This window comes from Snodgrassella sp. CFCC 13594 (assembly GCF_001590725.1).
Classification (GTDB): domain Bacteria; phylum Pseudomonadota; class Gammaproteobacteria; order Burkholderiales; family Neisseriaceae; genus Snodgrassella.
This window is the reverse complement of sequence record NZ_LQXR01000001.1, coordinates 195,574-216,081: the sequence shown is the minus strand read 5'-3', so window position 1 is coordinate 216,081 and position 20,508 is coordinate 195,574. Positions and strand designations below refer to the sequence as shown.

The 20,508-nt window shown below is 49.2% G+C and carries 17 protein-coding genes, 2 tRNA genes and 1 pseudogene; 7 read left to right on the top strand and 13 right to left on the bottom strand.

Translation table 11 applies throughout. The features are described from left to right. Positions 1–115: 115 nt before the first annotated feature. The gene (locus A2F46_RS00995) at positions 116–2,290 is read left to right on the top strand and encodes an AsmA family protein (protein ID WP_066565640.1); all 2,175 of its coding nucleotides are present in this window, start codon (positions 116–118) and stop codon (positions 2,288–2,290) included. Beyond that, on the top strand, positions 2,287–3,852 hold the full coding sequence (mnmC, locus tag A2F46_RS00990; RefSeq protein ID WP_066565635.1) for an FAD-dependent 5-carboxymethylaminomethyl-2-thiouridine(34) oxidoreductase MnmC: 1,566 nt from the start codon (positions 2,287–2,289) through the stop codon (positions 3,850–3,852). The genes A2F46_RS00995 and mnmC overlap by 4 nt, the downstream gene beginning before the upstream one ends. Before the next feature lie 110 nt (positions 3,853–3,962). Here mnmC and A2F46_RS00985 read toward each other — a convergent pair whose 3' ends face one another. The 3 genes from A2F46_RS00985 to zigA form a co-directional block, all read right to left on the bottom strand. Beyond that, complete coding sequence (locus A2F46_RS00985; protein WP_066565633.1) at positions 3,963–4,856, bottom strand: metal ABC transporter solute-binding protein, Zn/Mn family; 894 nt, start codon at positions 4,854–4,856, stop codon at positions 3,963–3,965. 69 nt (positions 4,857–4,925) lie between these two features. Beyond that, positions 4,926–5,744, bottom strand: a complete 819-nt coding sequence (locus tag A2F46_RS00980) for a DUF4198 domain-containing protein (RefSeq protein ID WP_066565631.1) — start codon at positions 5,742–5,744, stop codon at positions 4,926–4,928. 105 nt (positions 5,745–5,849) lie between these two features. Continuing rightward, positions 5,850–7,076 (bottom strand): zinc metallochaperone GTPase ZigA, encoded by a 1,227-nt coding sequence (gene zigA / locus A2F46_RS00975; protein ID WP_082783525.1) that lies wholly within the window; start codon positions 7,074–7,076, stop codon positions 5,850–5,852. Between the two features lie 338 nt (positions 7,077–7,414). Between zigA and A2F46_RS00970 the strand changes: the two genes are divergently transcribed. From A2F46_RS00970 to A2F46_RS00955, 4 genes are all read left to right on the top strand, one after another. Beyond that, positions 7,415–8,143, top strand: coding sequence for a metal ABC transporter ATP-binding protein (locus A2F46_RS00970; protein WP_197457507.1), 729 nt, complete (start codon positions 7,415–7,417; stop codon positions 8,141–8,143). Between the two features lie 13 nt (positions 8,144–8,156). Then, positions 8,157–9,035, top strand: a complete 879-nt coding sequence (locus A2F46_RS00965) for a metal ABC transporter permease (protein WP_066565627.1) — start codon at positions 8,157–8,159, stop codon at positions 9,033–9,035. A 40-nt stretch (positions 9,036–9,075) separates the two neighbouring features. Beyond that, positions 9,076–9,972: a metal ABC transporter solute-binding protein, Zn/Mn family gene (locus A2F46_RS00960; protein ID WP_066565626.1), complete on the top strand. Its 897-nt coding sequence runs from the start codon at positions 9,076–9,078 to the stop codon at positions 9,970–9,972. Positions 9,973–10,073: 101 nt separating this feature from the next. Then, entirely contained in the window at positions 10,074–10,490 is a 417-nt protein-coding gene (locus A2F46_RS00955) for a DUF4186 domain-containing protein (RefSeq protein ID WP_066565624.1), read from the top strand. 119 nt (positions 10,491–10,609) lie between these two features. Here the strand turns inward: A2F46_RS00955 and htpX are convergent, their stop codons facing one another. Then, on the bottom strand, positions 10,610–11,455 hold the full coding sequence (htpX, locus tag A2F46_RS00950; protein ID WP_066565622.1) for a protease HtpX: 846 nt from the start codon (positions 11,453–11,455) through the stop codon (positions 10,610–10,612). A gap of 187 nt (positions 11,456–11,642) precedes the next feature. Continuing rightward, positions 11,643–12,904: pseudogene (locus A2F46_RS00945) on the bottom strand (glutamate-5-semialdehyde dehydrogenase). 506 nt (positions 12,905–13,410) lie between these two features. Between A2F46_RS00945 and A2F46_RS00940 the strand changes: the two are divergent. Next, positions 13,411–14,541, top strand: coding sequence for a M14-type cytosolic carboxypeptidase (locus A2F46_RS00940; protein WP_066565621.1), 1,131 nt, complete (start codon positions 13,411–13,413; stop codon positions 14,539–14,541). A gap of 429 nt (positions 14,542–14,970) precedes the next feature. Here the strand turns inward: A2F46_RS00940 and A2F46_RS00935 are convergent, their stop codons facing one another. From A2F46_RS00935 to A2F46_RS00900, 8 genes are all read right to left on the bottom strand, one after another. Then, positions 14,971–15,543 carry a 50S ribosomal protein L25/general stress protein Ctc gene (locus A2F46_RS00935; RefSeq protein ID WP_066565620.1) on the bottom strand — a complete coding sequence of 191 codons (573 nt, stop codon included), beginning with the start codon at positions 15,541–15,543 and terminating at the stop codon, positions 14,971–14,973. Between the two features lie 59 nt (positions 15,544–15,602). Further along, positions 15,603–16,589: a ribose-phosphate pyrophosphokinase gene (locus A2F46_RS00930; protein ID WP_156471526.1), complete on the bottom strand. Its 987-nt coding sequence runs from the start codon at positions 16,587–16,589 to the stop codon at positions 15,603–15,605. Between the two features lie 195 nt (positions 16,590–16,784). Then, positions 16,785–16,860 (bottom strand) — tRNA-Gln (locus A2F46_RS00925). Positions 16,861–16,888: 28 nt separating this feature from the next. Further along, positions 16,889–16,964 (bottom strand) — tRNA-Gln (locus A2F46_RS00920). A 12-nt stretch (positions 16,965–16,976) separates the two neighbouring features. Further along, a complete protein-coding gene (gene ispE / locus A2F46_RS00915) occupies positions 16,977–17,864 on the bottom strand; it encodes a 4-(cytidine 5'-diphospho)-2-C-methyl-D-erythritol kinase (protein WP_082783524.1) in 888 nt (295 codons plus the stop codon). Then, positions 17,834–18,472, bottom strand: a complete 639-nt coding sequence (locus A2F46_RS00910; RefSeq protein WP_066565619.1) for an outer membrane lipoprotein LolB — start codon at positions 18,470–18,472, stop codon at positions 17,834–17,836. Before A2F46_RS00910 ends, ispE begins: the two co-directional genes overlap by 31 nt. Beyond that, positions 18,469–19,926: a tetratricopeptide repeat protein gene (locus A2F46_RS00905; protein ID WP_066565618.1), complete on the bottom strand. Its 1,458-nt coding sequence runs from the start codon at positions 19,924–19,926 to the stop codon at positions 18,469–18,471. The genes A2F46_RS00910 and A2F46_RS00905 overlap by 4 nt, the downstream gene beginning before the upstream one ends. Then, positions 19,881–20,339: a hypothetical protein gene (locus tag A2F46_RS00900; RefSeq protein ID WP_066565616.1), complete on the bottom strand. Its 459-nt coding sequence runs from the start codon at positions 20,337–20,339 to the stop codon at positions 19,881–19,883. The genes A2F46_RS00905 and A2F46_RS00900 overlap by 46 nt, the downstream gene beginning before the upstream one ends. Positions 20,340–20,508: the final 169 nt, after the last annotated feature.

Sequence of the window (20,508 nt, the reverse complement as noted above, 5' to 3'; positions counted from 1 at the left end):
TCCGCCATTCTTGACACAAAATTGCCTGCTATCGCCTTTTCAAGATGTTTTAATGTGGTGTACCCTCTAAGAATTGTTTCACCCATGGACCTGTTTAACCACATGACCGTATCTCATGATTTCGCTTCTCCACTCCGGTAAATTTTGGCTCAAAACCCTGGTTTACGGCAGCATTGCTATGCTACTCTTGCTGGTAGCCAGTGCAGCGACTTTGCACTATGTATTCAACCCCATTAAACTGGATCAGCACCTCAATGGCATCATCGCCCAAACGGGGCGCCAAATCCGTTTTGATCACAACATTGATCGTGGCTGGTTCCCTCGCCCAACCGTAACATTGTCTCAAGTCGACATCAGCAATCCCACCCGCACAGGGACTGACTTGCATGCAGGCAGCCTAAAAATTGGCTTAGGCTGGTCAAGCTTATTGGGTACAACCCACATTGAAAAATTACAATGGCAAGACGTAACTGCTCAAGTGCGCATCAATGCTCAGGGCAACACCAATTTTGCTGATCTACTGCAATTATGGCGAGAACCAACCCAACCAACCCAAATCAACCGCGTCCTCATCAACAACGGCGATTTCAATGTAATTGATAGCGCAGGTCAACGCCAAGAGTGGCGCCAATTACAAGGTAAAATAATTGATTTAAACGACGTCAACAGCCCTTTTGAACTCAGTGGCATTTGGCAAAAACAAGGCTGGCCAGCCATCGATTGGCAAATCAGTGGCAACCGACATCAAGATAAGCAATGGGTCTGGCAAAATCTTGCAGTCGTGGCCGAAGGCCAGTTGCCTTATTTGGGCCACACCCGTGCAAAATGGGGATTTGATGGTACCTGGCAACCGGAAACCCATCGTTTGCGCACAGGCGACGTGCAGTGGGAGTGGCAAAGCGAACGGGCGGCACTTCACGCCAGTGGCACGGGCAAAGATTGGCAGCTTAACGGGGCGGATTTCATCATTCCTCAACTCAATGCTGTTATTACTGGACAAGAACAAAACCATGCCCTCAATGCCACCATCAACCTCAACCAGCTGCGCTGGCAGCAACAGCGCTGGCAAATCGGTCAATTCCAAATAGAAAGCAGCTGGCAAAACGGCATTCGTCAAGCCGCTTTATCCTTATCTGGGCGACTGTTGTGGCCCAACAACCAACAGTGGGTATTGGATGATTTAACGTTTAGTAGCCATCAGGACACCGTTAATCGACTACCCAATCCCCGCTGGCTAAGTGAACTGAGCGGTCGTATCAGCGGCCAAGGCTTGAACAAGGCACACATGCAATGGCAGGGTACATTAGACAACCAACCGGTCCATTTGGCCGCTGATTTTCAACAACAGCCAGATGGACAACGCACGCTTTCAGGCAACCTGAGCTTAGACCAATTCAATCTGGGCCCCTACCTTCAAAACGCACAGCCACTGCAAATTAACCCTCAATGGCTTCAACGCTGGCAGCAATATCTGCACAACTGGCACTGGCAATGGCAGCTGCAAATTGGGCGCATCATCACCCCCATGATGCAATTGAGCGATATCACCACGCAAATCCAACTGGATGAGCACAGCTTAGTGGCCAATCCTTTGCGCGCTAGCCTCTATGAAGGCCACAGCGATGGCATGCTGCGCATCGACAATACTCAACCATTACAATGGCAGATACAACAAAATTTCAGTCAAGTGCAAATCAAGCCGCTCTTGCAAGACAGTTTGGGATTTCACAACCTTGATGGCCAGGGCAATGCGCAGTTTAACTTGCGTAGCCAAGGGCTCAACAGCCGCGATTGGTTGGCTCACTTAGCCGGTACTACACAATTAAATCTACAGCAAGGCAGCATGCGTGGTATCGACATCAATAACATCTTGCAAAACAATGCCCTCACCCAAACCACATTGGCCTACAACGAACTCAGCCAAACCCCTTTTCAAAGTTTGCAATTAATCATGCCTTTAGAACAAGGTCTAAGCCGAAAAAGCACCATCAGCGTACATGCCAAAAATTTCGATATCAGCGGTTTGGGGCTGGTTAATTTAGGCCAAAAAAGCATGAATTATGATGTACTCATCAACACACGCCAGCCCGGAAGCCGTAACCGCTTGCCACTAAAGATGAATGGCAGCCTCATGCGCCCTTCGTTCAGTGTTGATTACCAACGCTTAACAGCCGGACTGCAAACCCCACAGCAAAAACAACAAACACTCAGCCAAACCCTGAAAAAGCAGTGGCAATGGATGAACCAAGGCGGTGCCTCTGCACCCAAAACGTGGCCACCTAAACCATGATGGGCATCAATCAATGCTGGCACCACTGGCCCAGTATGCGCGCGTTATGGGAAGCGCATCTACAAGCACCCATGCAGCATCAAACTTGGCTTATCATCAGCGATCACTGGCTGCCTGAAGCAGCAAACGCATCACCAAACACCGCTCCGGAGCCATTGCAATCCGCGTTGCAGTTGGCTCAAACGCTGTATCAGCACCAACCTGTATTCTGCATACCCCAATTTTTGTCCCATGTTCGTTTATTGCTGATTCATCCCGATCATCTTGATGACTGGCAGGCAAATTTTGCTGCAGATGCAGCGCCCAAGCCTTGGCTGCATCTGCCTCACCCTACGCCTATGACACACGTCATGGTGGTGGGTGCTGGCATTGCGGGTGCAGCTACTGCTTATGCTTTGGCTGTTCGTGGTATTTCGGTCACCGTCATCGACAGCGGCGCAGTAGCTCATGCGGCCTCAGGCAATCGCCAAGGCTTACTCTATGCCAAAATCTCTGCCCACAACACCATTCAAAGCGAGTTACTGCTTGCGGGTTATGCATACAGCCGCCAACTACTAAGCCACATTTTACCCATGCAGCAAGAATGGCAAGCTTGCGGGGTTTTGCACTTGGATTACAACGAACAAGAACGCCGACGCAACCAAGCTTTAGCCACACAATCACATTCAGGCGCATTGTATGACTATATTAATGCAGCAACGGCCAGCCAATTGGCTGGCATCCGCATCCACCAAAATGCCTTATGGTGGCCGCAAGGCGTTTCCCTACACCCGCCTGCATGGGTACATGGCTTGCTCAAACACCCCTTGATACAGATGTTTGAGCATACCCGCATGGAACACATGAGGTGGCACAACAATGAGTGGCTGGTACACACCCAAACGCCTTCAGGCAACACACATATAGCCGCATCACATGTGGTGCTGTGTACCGGCGCACAAAGTGGCCACATCGGACCGATGCTGGGTTGGCCTTTTCAGCGCATTCGCGGGCAAACCACCGTGGCCGCAGCCCTCCCCGGCCTGAATGGCCTGCGCTGTGCCCTTAGTGGTGCCAGTTATGTCAGCCCGCCCTGGCAAGATAAAATATGTTTTGGGGCCAGCTTTGCGCCCGGGAATGACAGCGATGCAATGAGCCAAGCGGATAATACGGAAAACTGGCAACAACTCAGTCATCTGATCCCAGATTTGGCAGCAGAATGCCAAATGGCGCAGGCCAAAACATCCCCATTGGCAGGCCATGCCGCTGTACGCTGTGATGCTTATGACCACCTCCCTGTGGTTGGACCCATAGGGGATGCTGCGGCCATGCGGGCGGTATATGCAAAATTGGCGAATGATAAAAACCTACCCCTTCAATCGCCTTGCCCATTTGTCCCCAATCTCTTCGTTAACAGCGCCCATGGTAGCCGCGGCTTAGCCACTGCACCTTTATGCAGTGAAGCCCTAGCCGCGATGATGCTGGGCGAGGCCAGTCCATTGTCGGCCCGTGTACAGCAGGCCTTGCTCCCCAACCGTTTGGTTATTCGGGCGCTCACTCATCATACGTCTTGGCCGATTTAAAACCAGTTTGTCTCGGATCACCCTGATTCAACAGCGCCCCATCCGCTTGTTTTCCGGGTAAAAAAAACCGCCAGAAATGATTCTGGCGGCCAAGTCAGGACAAACGCATCTTATTTCATGGCACGGCTCAGCTGTGCCACATTGTGTCGAAACATATTGGCATAGGTATTGGCCTGAGCATTTTTGCTCAATGCATCTGAATATAATTCACCTTTGATGGCAGTGCCCGTTTCACGCGCGATTTGCTGTACTACGCGTGGGTTTTTGATGTTTTCAAAGAAAATGGCTTTGATGCCTTGCTGTTTTACTTGGCGGATGATGCTGGCGACATCTTTGGCAGAAGGTTCGGCTTCGGTGCTCACTCCTTGTGGGGCAATGAATTGAATCTGATAGCGACGACCCATATAGCCAAAGGCATCATGACTGGTGAGCACTTTGCGTTTGGCGACGGGAATGGCGGCAAAAGACTTTTGCGCATAGGCATGCAAGGATTTGAGTGTGTTTTCATAGCTACCCAAACGTTGCTGATAATAGGCTTTGCCTGCAGGATCCACTTTAATCAAAGCATTGGCCACGTTGCGCACATAGGTTTGCATCAGGACGGGGTCGTTCCATACGTGTGGGTCAAACTCACCGTGATCATGACCTTCATGGCCATGATCATGCTCCTCTTCTTCCGCTTTGGCTGCTTTGATGCCACTACTAGCATAGGCCACAGGCACTTTTGCTTGCTGGGCAGCACGCACTTCTGCGGCTTTTTCCAAACCCAAACCATTAAACACCACCAACTTGGCGGTACGGATTTTGCGCACATCTGCAGGCGTTAATTGGTAGGTGTGTGCATCTTGGTCTGGCCCCACGATCGTTTGCACCGATACTCGGTTGCCCCCTATTTGATGCACCACATCACCCAATACGCTGAAGCTGGCCACCACCGGCAGCGGTGCCGCCATCAGGCTGCCTGAAAATAGCGCAGCTACGGCGCCCAATTGCCATTGTTTCATTGTTGTCTTCCTTGTAAAAGCGGCCGACGCGCACCATGCGTGCAGCCAAATTGTGTATTGCCCACAGCCTCAGTGAACATGGCCGATCTGGAATGTCAGCGTGGCATAATTAGCAGAAAATTGACAAATCTTGGCATCTCCATATGCCGCTTTGTGCACCACCCTTACTTTCCAAAACCCTTGCCGCAGCGGAATTACACCCACTTTGCCCTGGCCATCGGTGGTAGCCGAAAAAGCTTGCGGTTCCAAATCGTGATTGTGTTCATCAGCATCACGTTGAGTGAAACCATCAAAGGTGGCGACAACGGTGGCATTGGCTAAGGGCTCGCCTTGATACAACACTTGCACCGGCAATGATTTGCCCACTTGCACATTAGCTGGGTTATCCAAAGGAACAATTTCCAGTGCTTGTCCCGTGGGCTGGGTAATAATTTTGGTATCCGCACTGTCATGGCCTACATTCAGTACATTCTTGCCAAACATACGTGTTTCTTCACAATAAGTGGCATCCGGCATTTGCTGCAAATTAGCGCGGCGCCAACCTTGTGCATTTTTAGACCAAAACGTGGGCGCATATTCTGCCAACACCAAATAGCTACCTTCTGGCAAAGGTTTTGCACTTTGATAGCTGTAGTTATGCAGTCCTTTTTGCAGCAAATTTTGCTTGCCTTGAGGCCCAATCAACTGCAATGGTTTTTTGAAAATATCTTGCCGTTCGGCACTGATGGTCATGGCAGCAGGAAAATGACCATAAGCCAATTCCGCTTTCAATGTTTCGCCGCCATGGGTGTGATCTGTATTTACCCACACTTCATGCGCCCACACTGGCACTGAACCCATCCAGCTACCCAATACTGCCACTGCTAAACTTGCTTTCCAAGCCTTCATCTGGTAACACTCCCTTAGTTTGCTTGATCACTCAGATCACTTAAAAATGATTATTTATCGGCATCATGAATTGACGTTGATGAGCTATCACCATAAACCTGGATTTCAGGCAGCCTCATGGTGGCGCCATTCATCAAATGGACATGGCCATTGTTGCCATGTCTCTACGCCCGCAGCCATTTCCGCATCTGTGAGCAAGCAGCCGTCGAACCCTGAGCGCAGCGCGGCTTCATCCATATCCATACCAATCATCACCCACTCTTGGCGCGCATCACCCACCTCTTCATCCCAATGGCTGCGAATAAACGCCAAAGATTCGGGATCTTGCGGCCATTCAGTGCGTTCCACTGCGGCCCACCAATATCCAGCCACGCCATGGCGTGCCACCGCACCAGCTTGTGACCAAGTGCCAGCCAAAGCAGGCTCGCTGGCTAACCAAAAATAACCTTTAGAGCGCACTACCCCAGGCCAATCAGTATTAATCCAATCCCATAATCGTTGCGGGTGAAATGGCCGCCGCGCCCGGTAAACAAAGTTAGTAATCCCATATTCCTCCGTTTCTGGCGTGTGCGTACCACGTAATTCTTGTAGCCACCCTGGGGCCTGTGCGGCTTCATCAAAATCAAACAAACCCGTATTCAAAACGGCGTCCAAAGACACTTGACCAAACTGAGATTCCAGAATGCGTGCCCGTGGATTCAATTGATGCAACAGCGAATGCAGGTAGCGGCGATCTGCCTCATCAATCAAGTCCGTCTTATTCAGCACCAACACATCACAAAATTCCACTTGGTCTACCAAAAGATCAACCACAGTACGCTCGTCGCCATCGCCCAGCGATTCCCCTCGAGCCTGAAGTCGATCACGACTTTCATAATCCCGAAGGAAATTGCAAGCATCCACCACTGTGACCATGGTATCGAGCTGGGCGACATCGTTCAGACAGCGACCATCTTCACCTGCAAAGGTAAATGTTTCCGCCACCGGCAATGGTTCAGCAATCCCAGTAGATTCAATCACCAGCTGATCAAAACGTCCTTCTGCAGCCAAGCGCGCCACTTCGGCCAATAAATCCTCGCGTAGGGTACAGCAAATGCAGCCATTACTCATGGCCACCAATTTTTCATCGGTGCGCGACAACTCAGCCCCACCTTCGCGCACCAGCGCCTCATCAATATTGACTTCTGACATATCGTTCACAATCACGGCCACTTTTCGGCCTTCGCGATTATTCAGAATATGGTTTAACAAAGTGGTCTTACCTGCCCCTAAAAAACCAGACAGCACCGTAACGGGCAGCTTGGTTTGGCCCGTAATGTTTTGTTTGTGCATTCGTGTTCCTACCATGGTGAAATACTGCAGTGATAATCTACCGCTGTTTTATTTATATTTATGTTATACCATAACATTATCAGGATGCAAATTATCTCTCCATCTAGCCACTCAAGGTCAGCTGGTGCGGCTAAAAATGTTATGGTGTATCATTACGCTCTAAATTTTGGTGACAAGATATTCAGCCAGATCAAAGTGCCTGAATTGAACGGGTCATTTCACTTAAACTGAAGGATAAATATGCCATCTTTATTGCTGGCAGGCGTAGGCAAACGTTTGCTATTGGCGTTGGTGTTACTGGTATTGATTTGGGGCGTGTATGCTTGGGCGGTGCAATAATGGGCATTGCCATTGACAACCTCACCGTTAGCTATCGCCACCGTCCAGCCGTGCACCATGTCAGCGCCGATTTTGGTGACAATCAAATGTGGGCGTTATTCGGCCCCAATGGTGCAGGCAAATCCACTCTACTTAAAGCCATTATGGGCCTATTGAAAGCAGACACAGGCCGCATCGATTGGCACGGTCTGCAACGCGCCGATATTGCCTATTTGCCTCAGCAATCAGATATTGACCGCAGCCAGCCATTAAGCGTCTATGAGCTCACGGCCATGGGTTTGTGGTATGAAATCGGTTATTTCAAGGGTTTGACACCGGCCTTGCGAGCACGAATTCAGGCAGCATTAAAACAAGTAGACATGCTTGATTATGCGCGCCGACCAATCGGACAGCTCTCAAACGGCCAATTCCAACGTATTCTTTTCGCGCGCATGCTGGCTCAAAATGCACGTGTTTTGCTGCTCGATGAACCATTTAACGCCGTTGATGCGCGTACCACCTACGCTCTACTCGACATTTTGCGCGAACACCAGCAACGTCAGCATTGCACCGTCATTGCCGTATTGCATGATTATGAGCAGGTGCGGGCCTATTTCCCACACACCTTATTGCTGGCGCGGGAAAAAATTGCGGCAGGAAAAACAGAGGTGGTACTCACTGATGCATACTTGCAACGCGCTGCCGATGCCATGCAACAACACGACAGCAACGAATGGTGTGCTGCCTGAAAAAGGAAATTCCATGCAATGGTTGTATCAAGGGCTGATTGAGCCTTTTGTTGAGTTCGATTTCATGCGTTACGCCTTGGCTTCGGTGGTTTTCTTGGCCTTGAGTGCGGCACCAATGGGGGTATTCCTCATGATGCGACGCATGAGTTTAGTGGGCGACGCTTTGGGACACGCCATCTTGCCAGGTGCTGCTGTGGGTTACATGGTGGCAGGATTGAGCCTGCCAGCCATGAGTGTGGGCGGTTTTGTGGCTGGGTTGCTGATGGCCTTGTTTGCGGGTTTAGCCAGCCGTTTTACCAACATCAAAGAAGACGCCAGTTTTGCTGCTTTTTTCCTCACCTGCTTGGCCTTAGGCGTGGTATTGGTGAGCCGCAATGGTAATAGTGTCGATTTGCTCAATTTACTGTTTGGCTCTATTTTGGCGGTCGACCGTCCTTCGCTGTTGCTAGTAGGCGGCGTGGCCAGCATTACATTGGTGGTATTGGCCGTGATTTACCGGCCTTTATTGTTGGAAAGTATAGACCCTTTATTTTTGCAGTCGGTTGGTGGTAAAGGTGGGCTTTGGCACATCGCATTTTTGGTGTTGGTGGTGTTGAATCTGGTCGCTGGTTTTCAGGCCCTAGGTACATTGATGTCGGTAGGCCTAATGATGTTACCTCCCATCAGTGCTCGCTTATGGGCCAAAACCATGGGCGGCTTAATGACGCTAGCGGCATTGATTGCCATGGTGTGTGGTTTGACCGGTCTGCTTTTTTCCTATTATGTTAATATTCCATCAGGGCCTGCAATTATTTTGTGTTGCGGCTTGGTATATTTGGCGTCTATCTTATTGGGATGGGAAAGTGGAATTCTACCTCGGCTTTATCGTCGCGCTCGCCACCACACCGCATAAACCTTTTTCTGATGATTCATTGACCATTGAGATAACTTGCATGAGAACCAGCTGTTTAAAACGTCTTTACTTCGGCATATTGGGTATTTTCCTTTCAGGCAGCCTATTTGCAGCACCCATACCGGTGGTGGCCAGCTTCAGTATTTTGGGTGACGTAACCAAGCAGATCGGCGGTAACAGGATTACAGTGCACACCCTTGTCGGCCCACAACAAGATGCCCACGTGTACCAACTTAAAACCAGCGACATTCGCCAACTGCGTAATGCCAAGCTGGTTTTGCTGAGCGGTTATGGCTTTGAACCTGCCGCCGTACAGCGAGCAGCGCAACAGAGCAAAGTGCCACTCGCGTATGCGGCACAAGGCATCCGTCCCATGGTGGTGAAAGATGCTGATGATCACGGCCATACACATGGCCGCTATGACCCGCACGTATGGAATGACCCCGTTCTGATGCAAACCTATGTGCGCAACGTGGCCAATGCTTTGATTAAAGTGGATCCTGCAGGCAAAGCCTATTATCAGCAACGTTTGGGTAGCTATGAAAACACGCTCAAATCCTTGCATGCCTATGCGCAAAAGTCTTTTGCCGCCATTCCAGTAGCTAAACGCAAAGTGCTCACCAGTCATGATGCCTTTGGCTATATGGGTCGGCGCTATCAGATTCAATTCATTGCCCCACAAGGAGTGAGCACCGAAGCCGAACCTTCTGCCAAAGATGTCGCCAGCATCATCCGCCAGATCAAGCAGCTGCACATCAAGGCCGTATTCAGCGAAAACATCAAAGACCCACGGATGATTAATCGCATTGCCCAATCAACAGGCGCGCACGTGTCTGGCAATCTCTATTCTGATGCGCTAAGCCAAGGGAATCCGGCCGGTACGTATGTCGATTTATTCCGACACAATATACAAGCGTTGAGTGCGGCCATGAAGTAGGCAAAACAACAAGCCGAAAAGACCATCAGAAACTCCGTCTTTCCCTCTTTTTGAGCCGTCCATCAACGACCATTGCCAACATTTATTGAAATCGCTGCTTTATGCCCACCATCACCGCAGATTCACCGCTGTGGGATCGCTTACAACAATCCTCATTTCGCCGCCGCTTCAAACTCAGCGGCCAAGATTTAATTTATGCTCAAAAAAAAGGCCCGCACGTTATCGCTGAGCACGCCGCCGATTTTATCCAACAACGTCTCGCAGCGGCAGACCCAAGGCATGATGGCAAACAAACACCTTGGCGTGGTCATCCCGTTTTTGTGGCCCAACATGCCACTGCAACCTGTTGTCGTTCGTGTATGGAAAAATGGCACCACATTCCCAAACACACTGCATTAAGCGCCGAACAACAACAGTATGTCCAAAATGTCATTATGATGTGGCTCGTTCGACAGCATGGATTTGACACGGCACCAACCACCAACCCTACCACCCAGCCTGATTTATTTGATTCATAATACACACTGGTTAAGGGTTATTGAATGCGATGTAAAGAATCAATTGGCTTGCACCACCTCAAACCCACTTCAATAGAAAAACGCAGCCACATGGCTGCGTTTCATTTTAAAAAATCTTTTCACATACGCTGCAAACGCATGATTCGATTGTCTAAAGAAGGATGCGTACTGAGCAGGGAATCACGACTACTTTCACTGGCAATCCCCAATGCCATCATTTCCTGCGGCAATTCACTGGTTTGTCCTTTCAAACGCTGCAAAGCCGCTATCATTTTAGGAGCACCCACCAATTTAGCGGCACCTGCATCAGCGCGGTACTCACGTTGGCGACTGAACCACATCACGATTAAACTGGCCAAAAAACCAAACACCAACTGCAATACCATGCTCACCACAAAATAAGTACCCTGCGATACCTCACCATTATCATTGCGCGCCACCATGCCTGAAATTAGGCGTGATAAAAACACCACAAATGTATTCACCACCCCTTGAATCAGTGTTAACGTTACCATGTCTCCGTTACCCACGTGCGCCATTTCGTGCGCCAAAACTGCTTCAACTTCATCGCGCGTCATGTTGCGCAATAAGCCGGTGCTAACCGCCACCAAAGAATTATTGCGGCTCGCACCTGTCGCGAACGCATTGGGTTCTGGCGAATCGTAAATCGCCACTTCTGGGGTTTGCAAATTCCACTGCCTAGCCAAATTTTGCACAGTATTGAGCAACCAGGCTTCCACTTCACTACTGGGCTGGGTAATCACTTGCGCGCCAACGGAACGCTTGGCCACCCATTTGGAAGTCAACAGTGAAATAATCGAGCCGGTAAAACCAACCACGGCAGAAAACACCAGCAGACCACCCATGCCACCGGATTGCCCATTCACCCCCAGAAGACTCAAGATGATGCTGATAACGAGCAATACCGCCAAGTTGGTAGCAATAAACAGCAAGATGCGTTTCACAATGTGTCCTTATTAATGAATTGCGTTTTTAGATCGTTATTCATGTTTCAGGCAACCTGTCATTATTTCAGGTTGCCTGAAAGCTTTATGGCGTCATTGTCGCAAAATCAAAGAGGACATCCCAGTAATTTTCCTGCAAATTTGTGCAAATTCGCAGAAAATAGCATCACCCTTGTTGATTCTGAATTTAAAGGCGTACTTCGCCATGCCCCAATACCACCCATTTCTGACTGGTGAGCCCTTGCAAACCCACTGGGCCACGTACATGAATTTTATCGGTGGAAATGCCGATTTCTGCACCCAATCCGTATTCAAATCCATCTGCGAAACGAGTGGATGCATTCACCATCACGCTCGCCGAATCGACTTGACGTAAAAATTGTTGGGCACGGGGATAGTTATTGGTGATGATGCTGTCGGTGTGATGGCTACCATAATGGTTGATATGGGCAATGGCTTCATCCACGTTCGCTACCACTTTAATCGACAAAATGGGGGCCAAATACTCTGTCTGCCAATCCGTTTCGGTCGCCGGCAAAATTTTGTCACCCAGTATCGCCTGCGCTTGCGCACAACCACGCAGCTCAACACCCTTAGCCTCATAAGCTACCTGCAATTGCGGCAGCCATTCGGCGGCGCGCTGCTGGTGAATCAATAGGGTCTCCATCGTATTGCACGTGCCGTATCGAGAAGTCTTAGCATTGATGGCCACCTGAATCGCCATGTCGCCATCCGCGTCCTCATCCAAATACACATGACAAATGCCATCCAAATGTTTAATCACCGGTACCTTAGCCTCGGCGCTGATGCGCGCTACCAGGCTTTTGCCGCCTCGCGGAATGATCACATCAATATATTCAGGTAATTGCAACAACATGCCTACGCCATCGCGATCAGTTCCGTAATGAGCTGGATGGCCTCTTCAGGGAGCCCTGCGTGACGCAGACCTTGGGTAATAACCGCGGCGATGGCCCGATTGCTGCGAATGGCTTCACTGCCGCCCCGCAATACACAAGCATTTCCTGATTTCAAACACAATGCTGCCGCATCAATAGTGACATTTGGCCGCGATTCATAAATGATACCAATGACGCCCAGCGGCACGCGCATCTTGCCCACCGTGATGCCTGATGTTTGCGTGCGAAAATCATCCATCTCGCCCACAGGATCAGGCAAGGCAACAATTTGGCGCAAACCTTCTACCATGGCAGCGATGGTATGCTCATTCAGTTGTAAGCGATCCAACAAGGCGCTATCCAGACCCTTATTACGCGCCGCAGCCATGTCTTCGGCATTTGCCGCCAACACAATGTCTTGCTGTTGCAATAAACCATCCGCCATAGCCAATAAGGCTTGATTTTTCTGTGTACTATTGGCACTCCCCAGTGCAAAATAGGCGGCTTTGGCCTGTTTCGCCACATTTTCGATATATTGGGCTAGCTGATTCACAGACATTCCTTTAGAGACAAAACACTTTGCTTAAACACAAGCTCGGTTTGACGCAAATATGATTGATGAAGTATGTGCATCATATTAATGCACCCAAATCCAATTGCAAAGATGAACAGCGCAACCAACCATGAAAACTGATACCACCACACCGATACTTCAATTGGCTGACACACAAAAAAACAGCACAAAATCAATTATACAAAACACTTTGCCACAATGATGGCAGTTAGGGTCGCGGTTGCTGCGCACAGCCCTTCAAACAAGGTACGGTACAAACACAGCAGAAGGTCTGCCCTCGTTACTGAACAAGACAAAGCAGCAATCTGTGTAACAATGCACTTATGGCGCGTATTCATCTTGGCTTTTTTGGCTTATCCAGTTGCAATCAGCACAGCAATATCCAAGCCGTCTTTAAGCAGGCAGTACCACCATACGTACGCAGAAGAATATCCGTGAAAATGCTACAATAAAACATCTTGTGGTTACGCTAAGGCACCCAACTCATGCTTAAAATCAGTACCCAGTTCGACGGCGGTCATGTTGATATTATTGACGCCACCGACCCAACCAATATCCAGTTGAATTTGCCCAAAGACAATGCTGCTGAATTTCATCAATGGTTTTATTTCCGCGTACAAGGCGCCGCCTATCAAAACCTGCACATGCATTTTCTCAATGCAGCCTCATCGGCTTATCCAGAAGGTTGGCCTGATTACCAAGCCACGTGCTCTTATGATCGTGTTAATTGGTTTCGCGTACCCACTGATTACCATAATGGAATTTTGAGCATCAACCATACCCCGCTAGGCAATAGTGTCTATTATGCATATTTCGAACCTTATTCATATGAACAACACCTCAACCTTTTAGGGGAAGCACAAGGCAGTGGTTTGTGCCAAATTGATGACTTAGGCAATACCCACCAAGGGCGGGACATCAATTTACTCACCATTGGCAATCAAGCGGCCAGTGATTTGAAAATCTGGGTTATCGCTCGCCAACATCCGGGAGAAACCATGGCGGAGTGGTTTATCGAAGGTTTGCTCAATAGGCTGCTTGACCACCAAGACCCCACTGCCCGTGCCTTGCTCGACCAAGCCACATTCTATATTGTGCCCAACATGAATCCTGATGGAGCGGTTTTAGGCAACCTGCGCACCAATGCCACAGGCGCCAACCTCAATCGCGAATGGCTAAGCCCCACACTGGAACACAGCCCTGAAGTGTATTGCGTCCGCGAAAAAATGCATGAAACAGGCGTTGATTTGTTTCTCGACATTCATGGCGATGAAGCCATCCCTTATGTATTTTTAGCAGGCACCGATGGCGTACCCGCATTCAACGAACATATTGCCAAACTTCAACAGTCGTTTACTCATGCCTTTAAGCTTGCTAGCCCTGACTTCCAAGATGAGCATGGTTATCCCATAGACAAGCCAGGAGAGGCTAACTTGAGTATGGCCACGGCTTATGTCGGCCAGACCTTTGGCTGCTTGGCTTATACGTTGGAAATGCCGTTTAAAGACAACCATAATTTACCCGATGATGATTTTGGGTGGAATGGGCAACGCTCATTGCGCCTTGGCGAAAGCATTTTGAGTGCCATTTATGCCGTGAGTGATGGCATTCGCTGACTGCGATTATAGAAACGATTCTTCTGCATGAAAAAAATGGGGTGTATGTTCATTCCATCCAGACAGTACGCGACTGGAATACTTATTTTATTCAAATAACACTGGGTTGCTGCTGTTGATTAGGTGTATTAAAACAGTTGTTTATAGATACATATCCCCAACAAGGTTCTACGCTTGCCAAACAGAAACCTGTTTATTTGAATCGGATGAAAAGTGAAGGCTGCCTGAAAGGCATGAAGGTTGCTTTAAGATTCACACTCATTGCTACTTGATTATTCCCCTATTCATGTAGCATCCTTAGCCTCACCACAAGATGGATTGCATACTATCCGCTATAGAAGTTAAATCGATTGTTTTTCAACACAACATACCAAACCAACAATAAAAAAAAGACACTGCATGCAGTGTCTTTTTGATGGCATAAATCAATTATTTGCTTTTACCTGAAGCCGCAGCCACAGCCAAATTTTCATGGCGACGCAAAGCCACGCTGGTAACACCTTCTGGGTAAGGCAAATCAGACAGATGACGAATTTCACCGCCATTGATGGCACTCACATCCAAGTCCAAAGAAGCTGGGATGTCTTTCGGCAATGCAGTAACTTCAACAGTTTGTGCCAACAAAGCCACACGGCCGCCTTGCAATTTTTCTGCAGGAGATGCAGCCGCATTCAACAAATGCACCGGTACACGGATATTAACCGGTTTATTGGCATCCACGGCTTGAAAATCAATATGCTGAACTTGGGGTTTAAAGGGGTGAATCTGGAAATCACGCACAATAACATCGTGCACTTTACCTGCCACGTCCAATTTGATGACCGCGGTATGGAATGATTCTTTATCCAAATCAAACCAAATATCGTGGTGATCAACGGCAATGGCCAAAGGTTCAGTAGCCTCACCGTACAATACGGCCGGTACCTTGTTTTCACGACGCAGGCGGCGGCTCGCACCAGTGCCCTGAGCTTCGCGGATTTCTGCTTTAATTTCGTATGACATAACAACTCCAAAAGTAAAAAACGTCGTCATCGGCCGCGACCAGCTTAAGACGACGGGGGTTACGGGAGAAACATGGCTCCCGGTGCGACCAAATCTTCATTGAAAAGATAGGACACAGATTCTTCATTGCTGATGCGGCGCACGGTCTCAGCCAACAAGCCCGCAATGGTTACCTGACGGATGCGGTCGCATTGCTTGGCTGCGGCAGACAACGGTATGGTATCAGTTACAACCACTTGATCGATATCAGATGACGCAATGCGGCTTACTGCCTCACCAGAAAACACAGGGTGTGTGGCATACGCCAATACCCGTTCAGCACCACGCTCTTTCAGCGCAGACGCCGCTTTGCATAGCGTATTGGCGGTATCAATCATATCGTCCACGATAAGACAAGTTTTGCCCTGAATATCGCCAATCACATTCATGACCTCAGCCACATTGGCTTTCGGACGGCGCTTATCAATAATAGCCAAATCGGCATTCAACATTTTGGCCACCGCGCGGGCGCGAACTACGCCACCAATATCGGGGCTAACCACGGTTAAATTATCAAAGCGTTGCTTTTCAATGTCGTGAACCAAAATCGGCGTGGCATAAATATTGTCCACAGGAATATCGAAAAAACCTTGAATCTGGTCGGCATGCAAATCCACGGTCAGTACGCGGTCAATGCCAGCCGAATAAAGCATATTGGCTACCAACTTGGCAGAAATCGGTACCCGCGCAGAGCGCGGACGACGATCTTGGCGTGCGTAACCAAAATAAGGAATGGCTGCCGTGATTCGGCCAGCAGAAGCGCGTTTCATCGCATCCGCCATGGTCAAGATTTCCATCAAATTATTATTGGTGGGTGCACAAGTTGACTGCACAATAAACACATCCCGACCACGTACATTTTCCAACAACTCAATGGCAATCTCGCCATCAGAAAACTGGGATACGCTGGCACGCCCCAAAGAGATATCCAAATGCTTGACCACATTATTGGCCAAATCGGGGTTGGCGTTACCGGTGAACACCATCAAACTGTCGTATGCTGCCATGTCTTCTGTACCTGCGAAATGTTTTGCATGATGTAAATGGAACATTGTGCGTGCTCGAATCTGAATGTACACAAAAATCACGATGTTGCCGTGCAGCGCGCATGATACCACTTTTGCCACGAGATGGCTGCCTGAAATTCACGCCACACTCAAATACCAAAGAAGCGTGTAAGGTATCTCACACGCTTCTTTCATTGGCTGGGGAGGTAGGATTCGAACCTACGCATACCGGAATCAGAATCCGGCGTCTTAACCACTTGACGACTCCCCAAGAGAGTCTTTATTCGTAATGCATTGATTGGCTGGGGAGGCAGGATTCGAACCTGCGCATACTGGGATCAAAACCCAGTGTCTTAACCACTTGACGACTCCCCAACACACCACACATCAAGCATAAAAAGGATGGCGATTTAAGCCAGCCACACAATAAGCCTGATGCGTAGGAAAAATGTCCTGATAAACCTTGCGCGCGGCTGTTTCGTTAGCAAAGCGCAGAAACACGCAAGCTCCAGAACCAGTCATCATTGGCTCACCATAACGAGCCAACACATCAAACGCCGATTTAACTTCAGGATATTCAAACAAAACAACAGCTTGCATGTCATTTCTGCAAGATTGTGGCGTTTGAAAGACTGGCATTATGCTGGCTTCGGAATCGCGTGTCAAGCCCCCATGATCGAAAACCACTGCCGTACTCACATGCACCGCGGGTTTAATGATGACATACCATTGTAAAGGCACAGTAATCGGCGTCAATACTTCACCAATACCCCGAGCAAAAGCAGGTTCGCCAAACACAAAAAACGGCACATCGGCGCCCAAGTGAACACCCAAATTAATCAACTGTTGCCGATTCAAGCCGCATTGCCATAACTGATTGAGTGCCATCAACATTAATGCCGCATCGGAGCTTCCACCACCCAAGCCACCGCCCATGGGAATGTGTTTTTCTAACCAAATATCCACCCCTTGTTTGCTGTGTACCGCAGCTTGCAAACTGTGTGCGGCGCGACAACACAAATCGTGCTCAGGCAGCACCCCTGCTGTGGGCGTATGCAGCCGAATTTGACCCTCCGGATTCGGCTGTAACCACAGACGATCATACAAGGCAATCAACGTAAAAACACTTTCCAATAGGTGATACCCATCTGGACGTCGACCCACTATGCGTAAATCCAGATTCAGTTTCGCAGGCGCCAAGTAAGCATGAGCAGTTGCGGGTATATTACTACTGGCCGGCACGGTCAATGCCCTTCCTCTTGGCGCAATGCACATACGCCATTCGCTTCGGCTGATGTAGACCCATATTCATCAAACACCAAGCGAATATTAAAGCGGGTATTGCTCAATTCCACGCGCTTGGGCGCGGCACGATTGGCATTCAATTCCCGCTCAATAACCCAACCGGATTGGCGGAGCCGACCATCTGGCAATAACTGATAAGGCTCACCCACCGCCCAATAGCCCTTCACCCATTGATTTAAATGATCAAAAGGCAAAGCAAAACCCAACATCCGCTCACTCAAATCCGCCACACTGGCTGCCTGAACAACGCGGCCAGCACTGTCTTGCGCAATCACACCCATCCCATCTTGACACAAAACCCCTACACTGTTTCCCAGCGGCGTTTTGACTTCTAGATTCTGCATGCCACCCATATCTTGCCAAGCAAAATTGGCATACGAACCTTTACCCTCATCTTTCACCGCCAATCGACCTTCAGCATCAAACCCTGATTCAGTAGTAGGCGCCGGACGCCAAAGTGAATCGGCCACCGCATTTTGTTTTGGAGGTTGAACCGTGCTGCAGGCAGCCAATAATACACTGCCGGCACACACCAACACCCATCGGCGCATGAAATGTTTTTTTTTAATGCGATTCATGGAGACACCTCAGCATTCACTTGTCCTACTGCTGCATCCATGGATGCAGGCTTCAACAACACACCCAAACGCCGCAAAGTGGCGCGCAAGACTCGCTGATCGCCTTCGCCATTCAAGCCTTGCTGCCAAATCACCTTGGCTTCATCCCGTTTACCCAGTTGCCAAAGTACCTCGCCCAAATGAGCCGCGACTTCTGGTTCAGGATCTTCGCGGAACGCAAATTGCAAATACGGCAACGCCCGTTCGGCATCGCCATTGAGAAAATAAGCCCAACCCAAGCTATCATTGATGGCAGGTGACTGGCTGTCTAACTGATAAGCCTGCTCAATCCATTGCTGTGCTTCTACCCAATGGGCCTTGGACAAGGACAACATAGAATACCCAAGCGCATTCAATCCGGCCGCGCTATCGGGTTTCAATTCATTATAACGGCGCAAATCAGCCACGGCTTTTTGCGGCTGACGAAGTTCATCAGCATAAATCAGCCCCCGCTGATAAAGCAAAGATGCTTCGTGACTAGCTTGCCCAGTACGCTGAGCTTCTGCCAACCAACGGTTGATCTGCGGTAACATTTGCGCAGGCTTGGTGGTTCTACTCAACAACAAAAACTGCAAACGCCACAAATCATCTTGATCAAAAAATACCCCTTTGGCCATTTTTAAACGACGCGCTGCATCCAATTGTTGCTGGGCTGCCTGAAAATGTTTTTCTTCGCCTTCCAAAGACGCTAACAATAGGGCTTTATCAAAACCATAACTGGGGTCTTTGATTTTATTGGCCCAGCCACGTGCCTCACGGGTTTCGTGCAAATCCAGTAAGCGCATAGCCGCCAAAAAAGCCGCTTTACTTTGCTGCGCGCTGTTACCTAATGCATAAGCCTTGCTTAAATAATCCAATGTTTTGGCCACAGGCTCTTTTTGATTAACCGACAAAAAGCCAGCCTGTAAGTACAAATCGGCACTGCTGCTCGTGGTCAATAGGGGTTGAATTTCTTGATAGGCTTTGGCCAACTGGTTGCTGCTCATCAAACCATCGATGTATAAGCTCTGCCACATAGGCGAAAGCGAGCGGATGTCGGTCTGGCGAAAAAAAGCCTGCAACACTTGTGGCTGACGCACATTGATCAAGCCCAATGTTAATTGAGTGGCCGGTTGCAATTGGCTATCTAAATCAGCCAAATGGCGCAACGCCACCACCGCATCCTGCTGGTGCCCACTAAGTGCAGAAAACAGCGCATCTGCAATCATTGCCTCTGGCATATCAGTATGACTACGGGCACTTTTATGGATATTGGCATAAGCCAGCTCGGCCACCGATTGATCGCGCAAACTCAATTGCGCCATTTGTAGAAAAATGCGCCGCAATGCATAATCGTTGGCTTTTTCCAAAATGAGGGGCAACCCAGCCGTTACTGATGGTATATCACCCTTCGCCACGGCAATTTGCCAGCGCATGCGCTCAAATACAGCACCCGTATCATCAGGTCAATTTGCTGCCACCTGGCCCAAATGGCATCAGCCTGGGCAATGGCACCTGCATTGACCGCAATATCCAAAGCACGTTCTGCCACTTCAGGGTCTTGTGTGCGCTCCATCATCACCATATAGGTCGACAACGCGGTACCCACTTGACCGTGCGCCAGTGCCAATTCGCTGGCATACAGAGTAAACACATTATTGGCACGTTGCGCAATGTCTAGGCGGCGTTGCATGGATGCTTCATTGGCCTTCAATACCTGCGTATCCACCTGCTTGATATTGGCATTGATATTCGGTACTGCGGCCGTATCCGAATGACTTTGCGCCCACAAAGGCGTTGCCGATAATGCCATCACCAGCGGGATAAAACGGTGTAACCAAAGGGACATCGACACATTCTCCGTAATAACCAAAAGGCAACACAGGCTGCCTGAAAAGCGCTACTTTATCACAACCGAATTTGTCTGCGTTTCGGGGTTGTGTGGTCTTTACCGCTTCTTACCCAGTCTCCTTATTAGTACCATTGGGCTGACAACTGTTCAGCTATCGTGTGTTGTG

What these genes read in the sequence shown, in the direction of transcription:
- A2F46_RS00995 (WP_066565640.1), top strand. Translation starts at nt 116, where the DNA reads ATGATTTCGCTTCTCCACTCCGGTAAATTTTGGCTCAAAACCCTGGTT.
- mnmC (WP_066565635.1), top strand. Translation starts at nt 2,287, where the DNA reads ATGATGGGCATCAATCAATGCTGGCACCACTGGCCCAGTATGCGCGCG.
- A2F46_RS00985 (WP_066565633.1), bottom strand. Translation starts at nt 4,856, where the DNA reads ATGAAACAATGGCAATTGGGCGCCGTAGCTGCGCTATTTTCAGGCAGC.
- A2F46_RS00980 (WP_066565631.1), bottom strand. Translation starts at nt 5,744, where the DNA reads ATGAAGGCTTGGAAAGCAAGTTTAGCAGTGGCAGTATTGGGTAGCTGG.
- zigA (WP_082783525.1), bottom strand. Translation starts at nt 7,076, where the DNA reads ATGCACAAACAAAACATTACGGGCCAAACCAAGCTGCCCGTTACGGTG.
- A2F46_RS00970 (WP_197457507.1), top strand. Translation starts at nt 7,415, where the DNA reads ATGGGCATTGCCATTGACAACCTCACCGTTAGCTATCGCCACCGTCCA.
- A2F46_RS00965 (WP_066565627.1), top strand. Translation starts at nt 8,157, where the DNA reads ATGCAATGGTTGTATCAAGGGCTGATTGAGCCTTTTGTTGAGTTCGAT.
- A2F46_RS00960 (WP_066565626.1), top strand. Translation starts at nt 9,076, where the DNA reads ATGAGAACCAGCTGTTTAAAACGTCTTTACTTCGGCATATTGGGTATT.
- A2F46_RS00955 (WP_066565624.1), top strand. Translation starts at nt 10,074, where the DNA reads ATGCCCACCATCACCGCAGATTCACCGCTGTGGGATCGCTTACAACAA.
- A2F46_RS00940 (WP_066565621.1), top strand. Translation starts at nt 13,411, where the DNA reads ATGCTTAAAATCAGTACCCAGTTCGACGGCGGTCATGTTGATATTATT.
- A2F46_RS00935 (WP_066565620.1), bottom strand. Translation starts at nt 15,543, where the DNA reads ATGTCATACGAAATTAAAGCAGAAATCCGCGAAGCTCAGGGCACTGGT.
- A2F46_RS00930 (WP_156471526.1), bottom strand. Translation starts at nt 16,589, where the DNA reads ATGGCAGCATACGACAGTTTGATGGTGTTCACCGGTAACGCCAACCCC.
- ispE (WP_082783524.1), bottom strand. Translation starts at nt 17,864, where the DNA reads ATGTGCATTGCGCCAAGAGGAAGGGCATTGACCGTGCCGGCCAGTAGT.
- A2F46_RS00910 (WP_066565619.1), bottom strand. Translation starts at nt 18,472, where the DNA reads ATGAATCGCATTAAAAAAAAACATTTCATGCGCCGATGGGTGTTGGTG.
- A2F46_RS00905 (WP_066565618.1), bottom strand. Translation starts at nt 19,926, where the DNA reads ATGCGCTGGCAAATTGCCGTGGCGAAGGGTGATATACCATCAGTAACG.
- A2F46_RS00900 (WP_066565616.1), bottom strand. Translation starts at nt 20,339, where the DNA reads ATGTCCCTTTGGTTACACCGTTTTATCCCGCTGGTGATGGCATTATCG.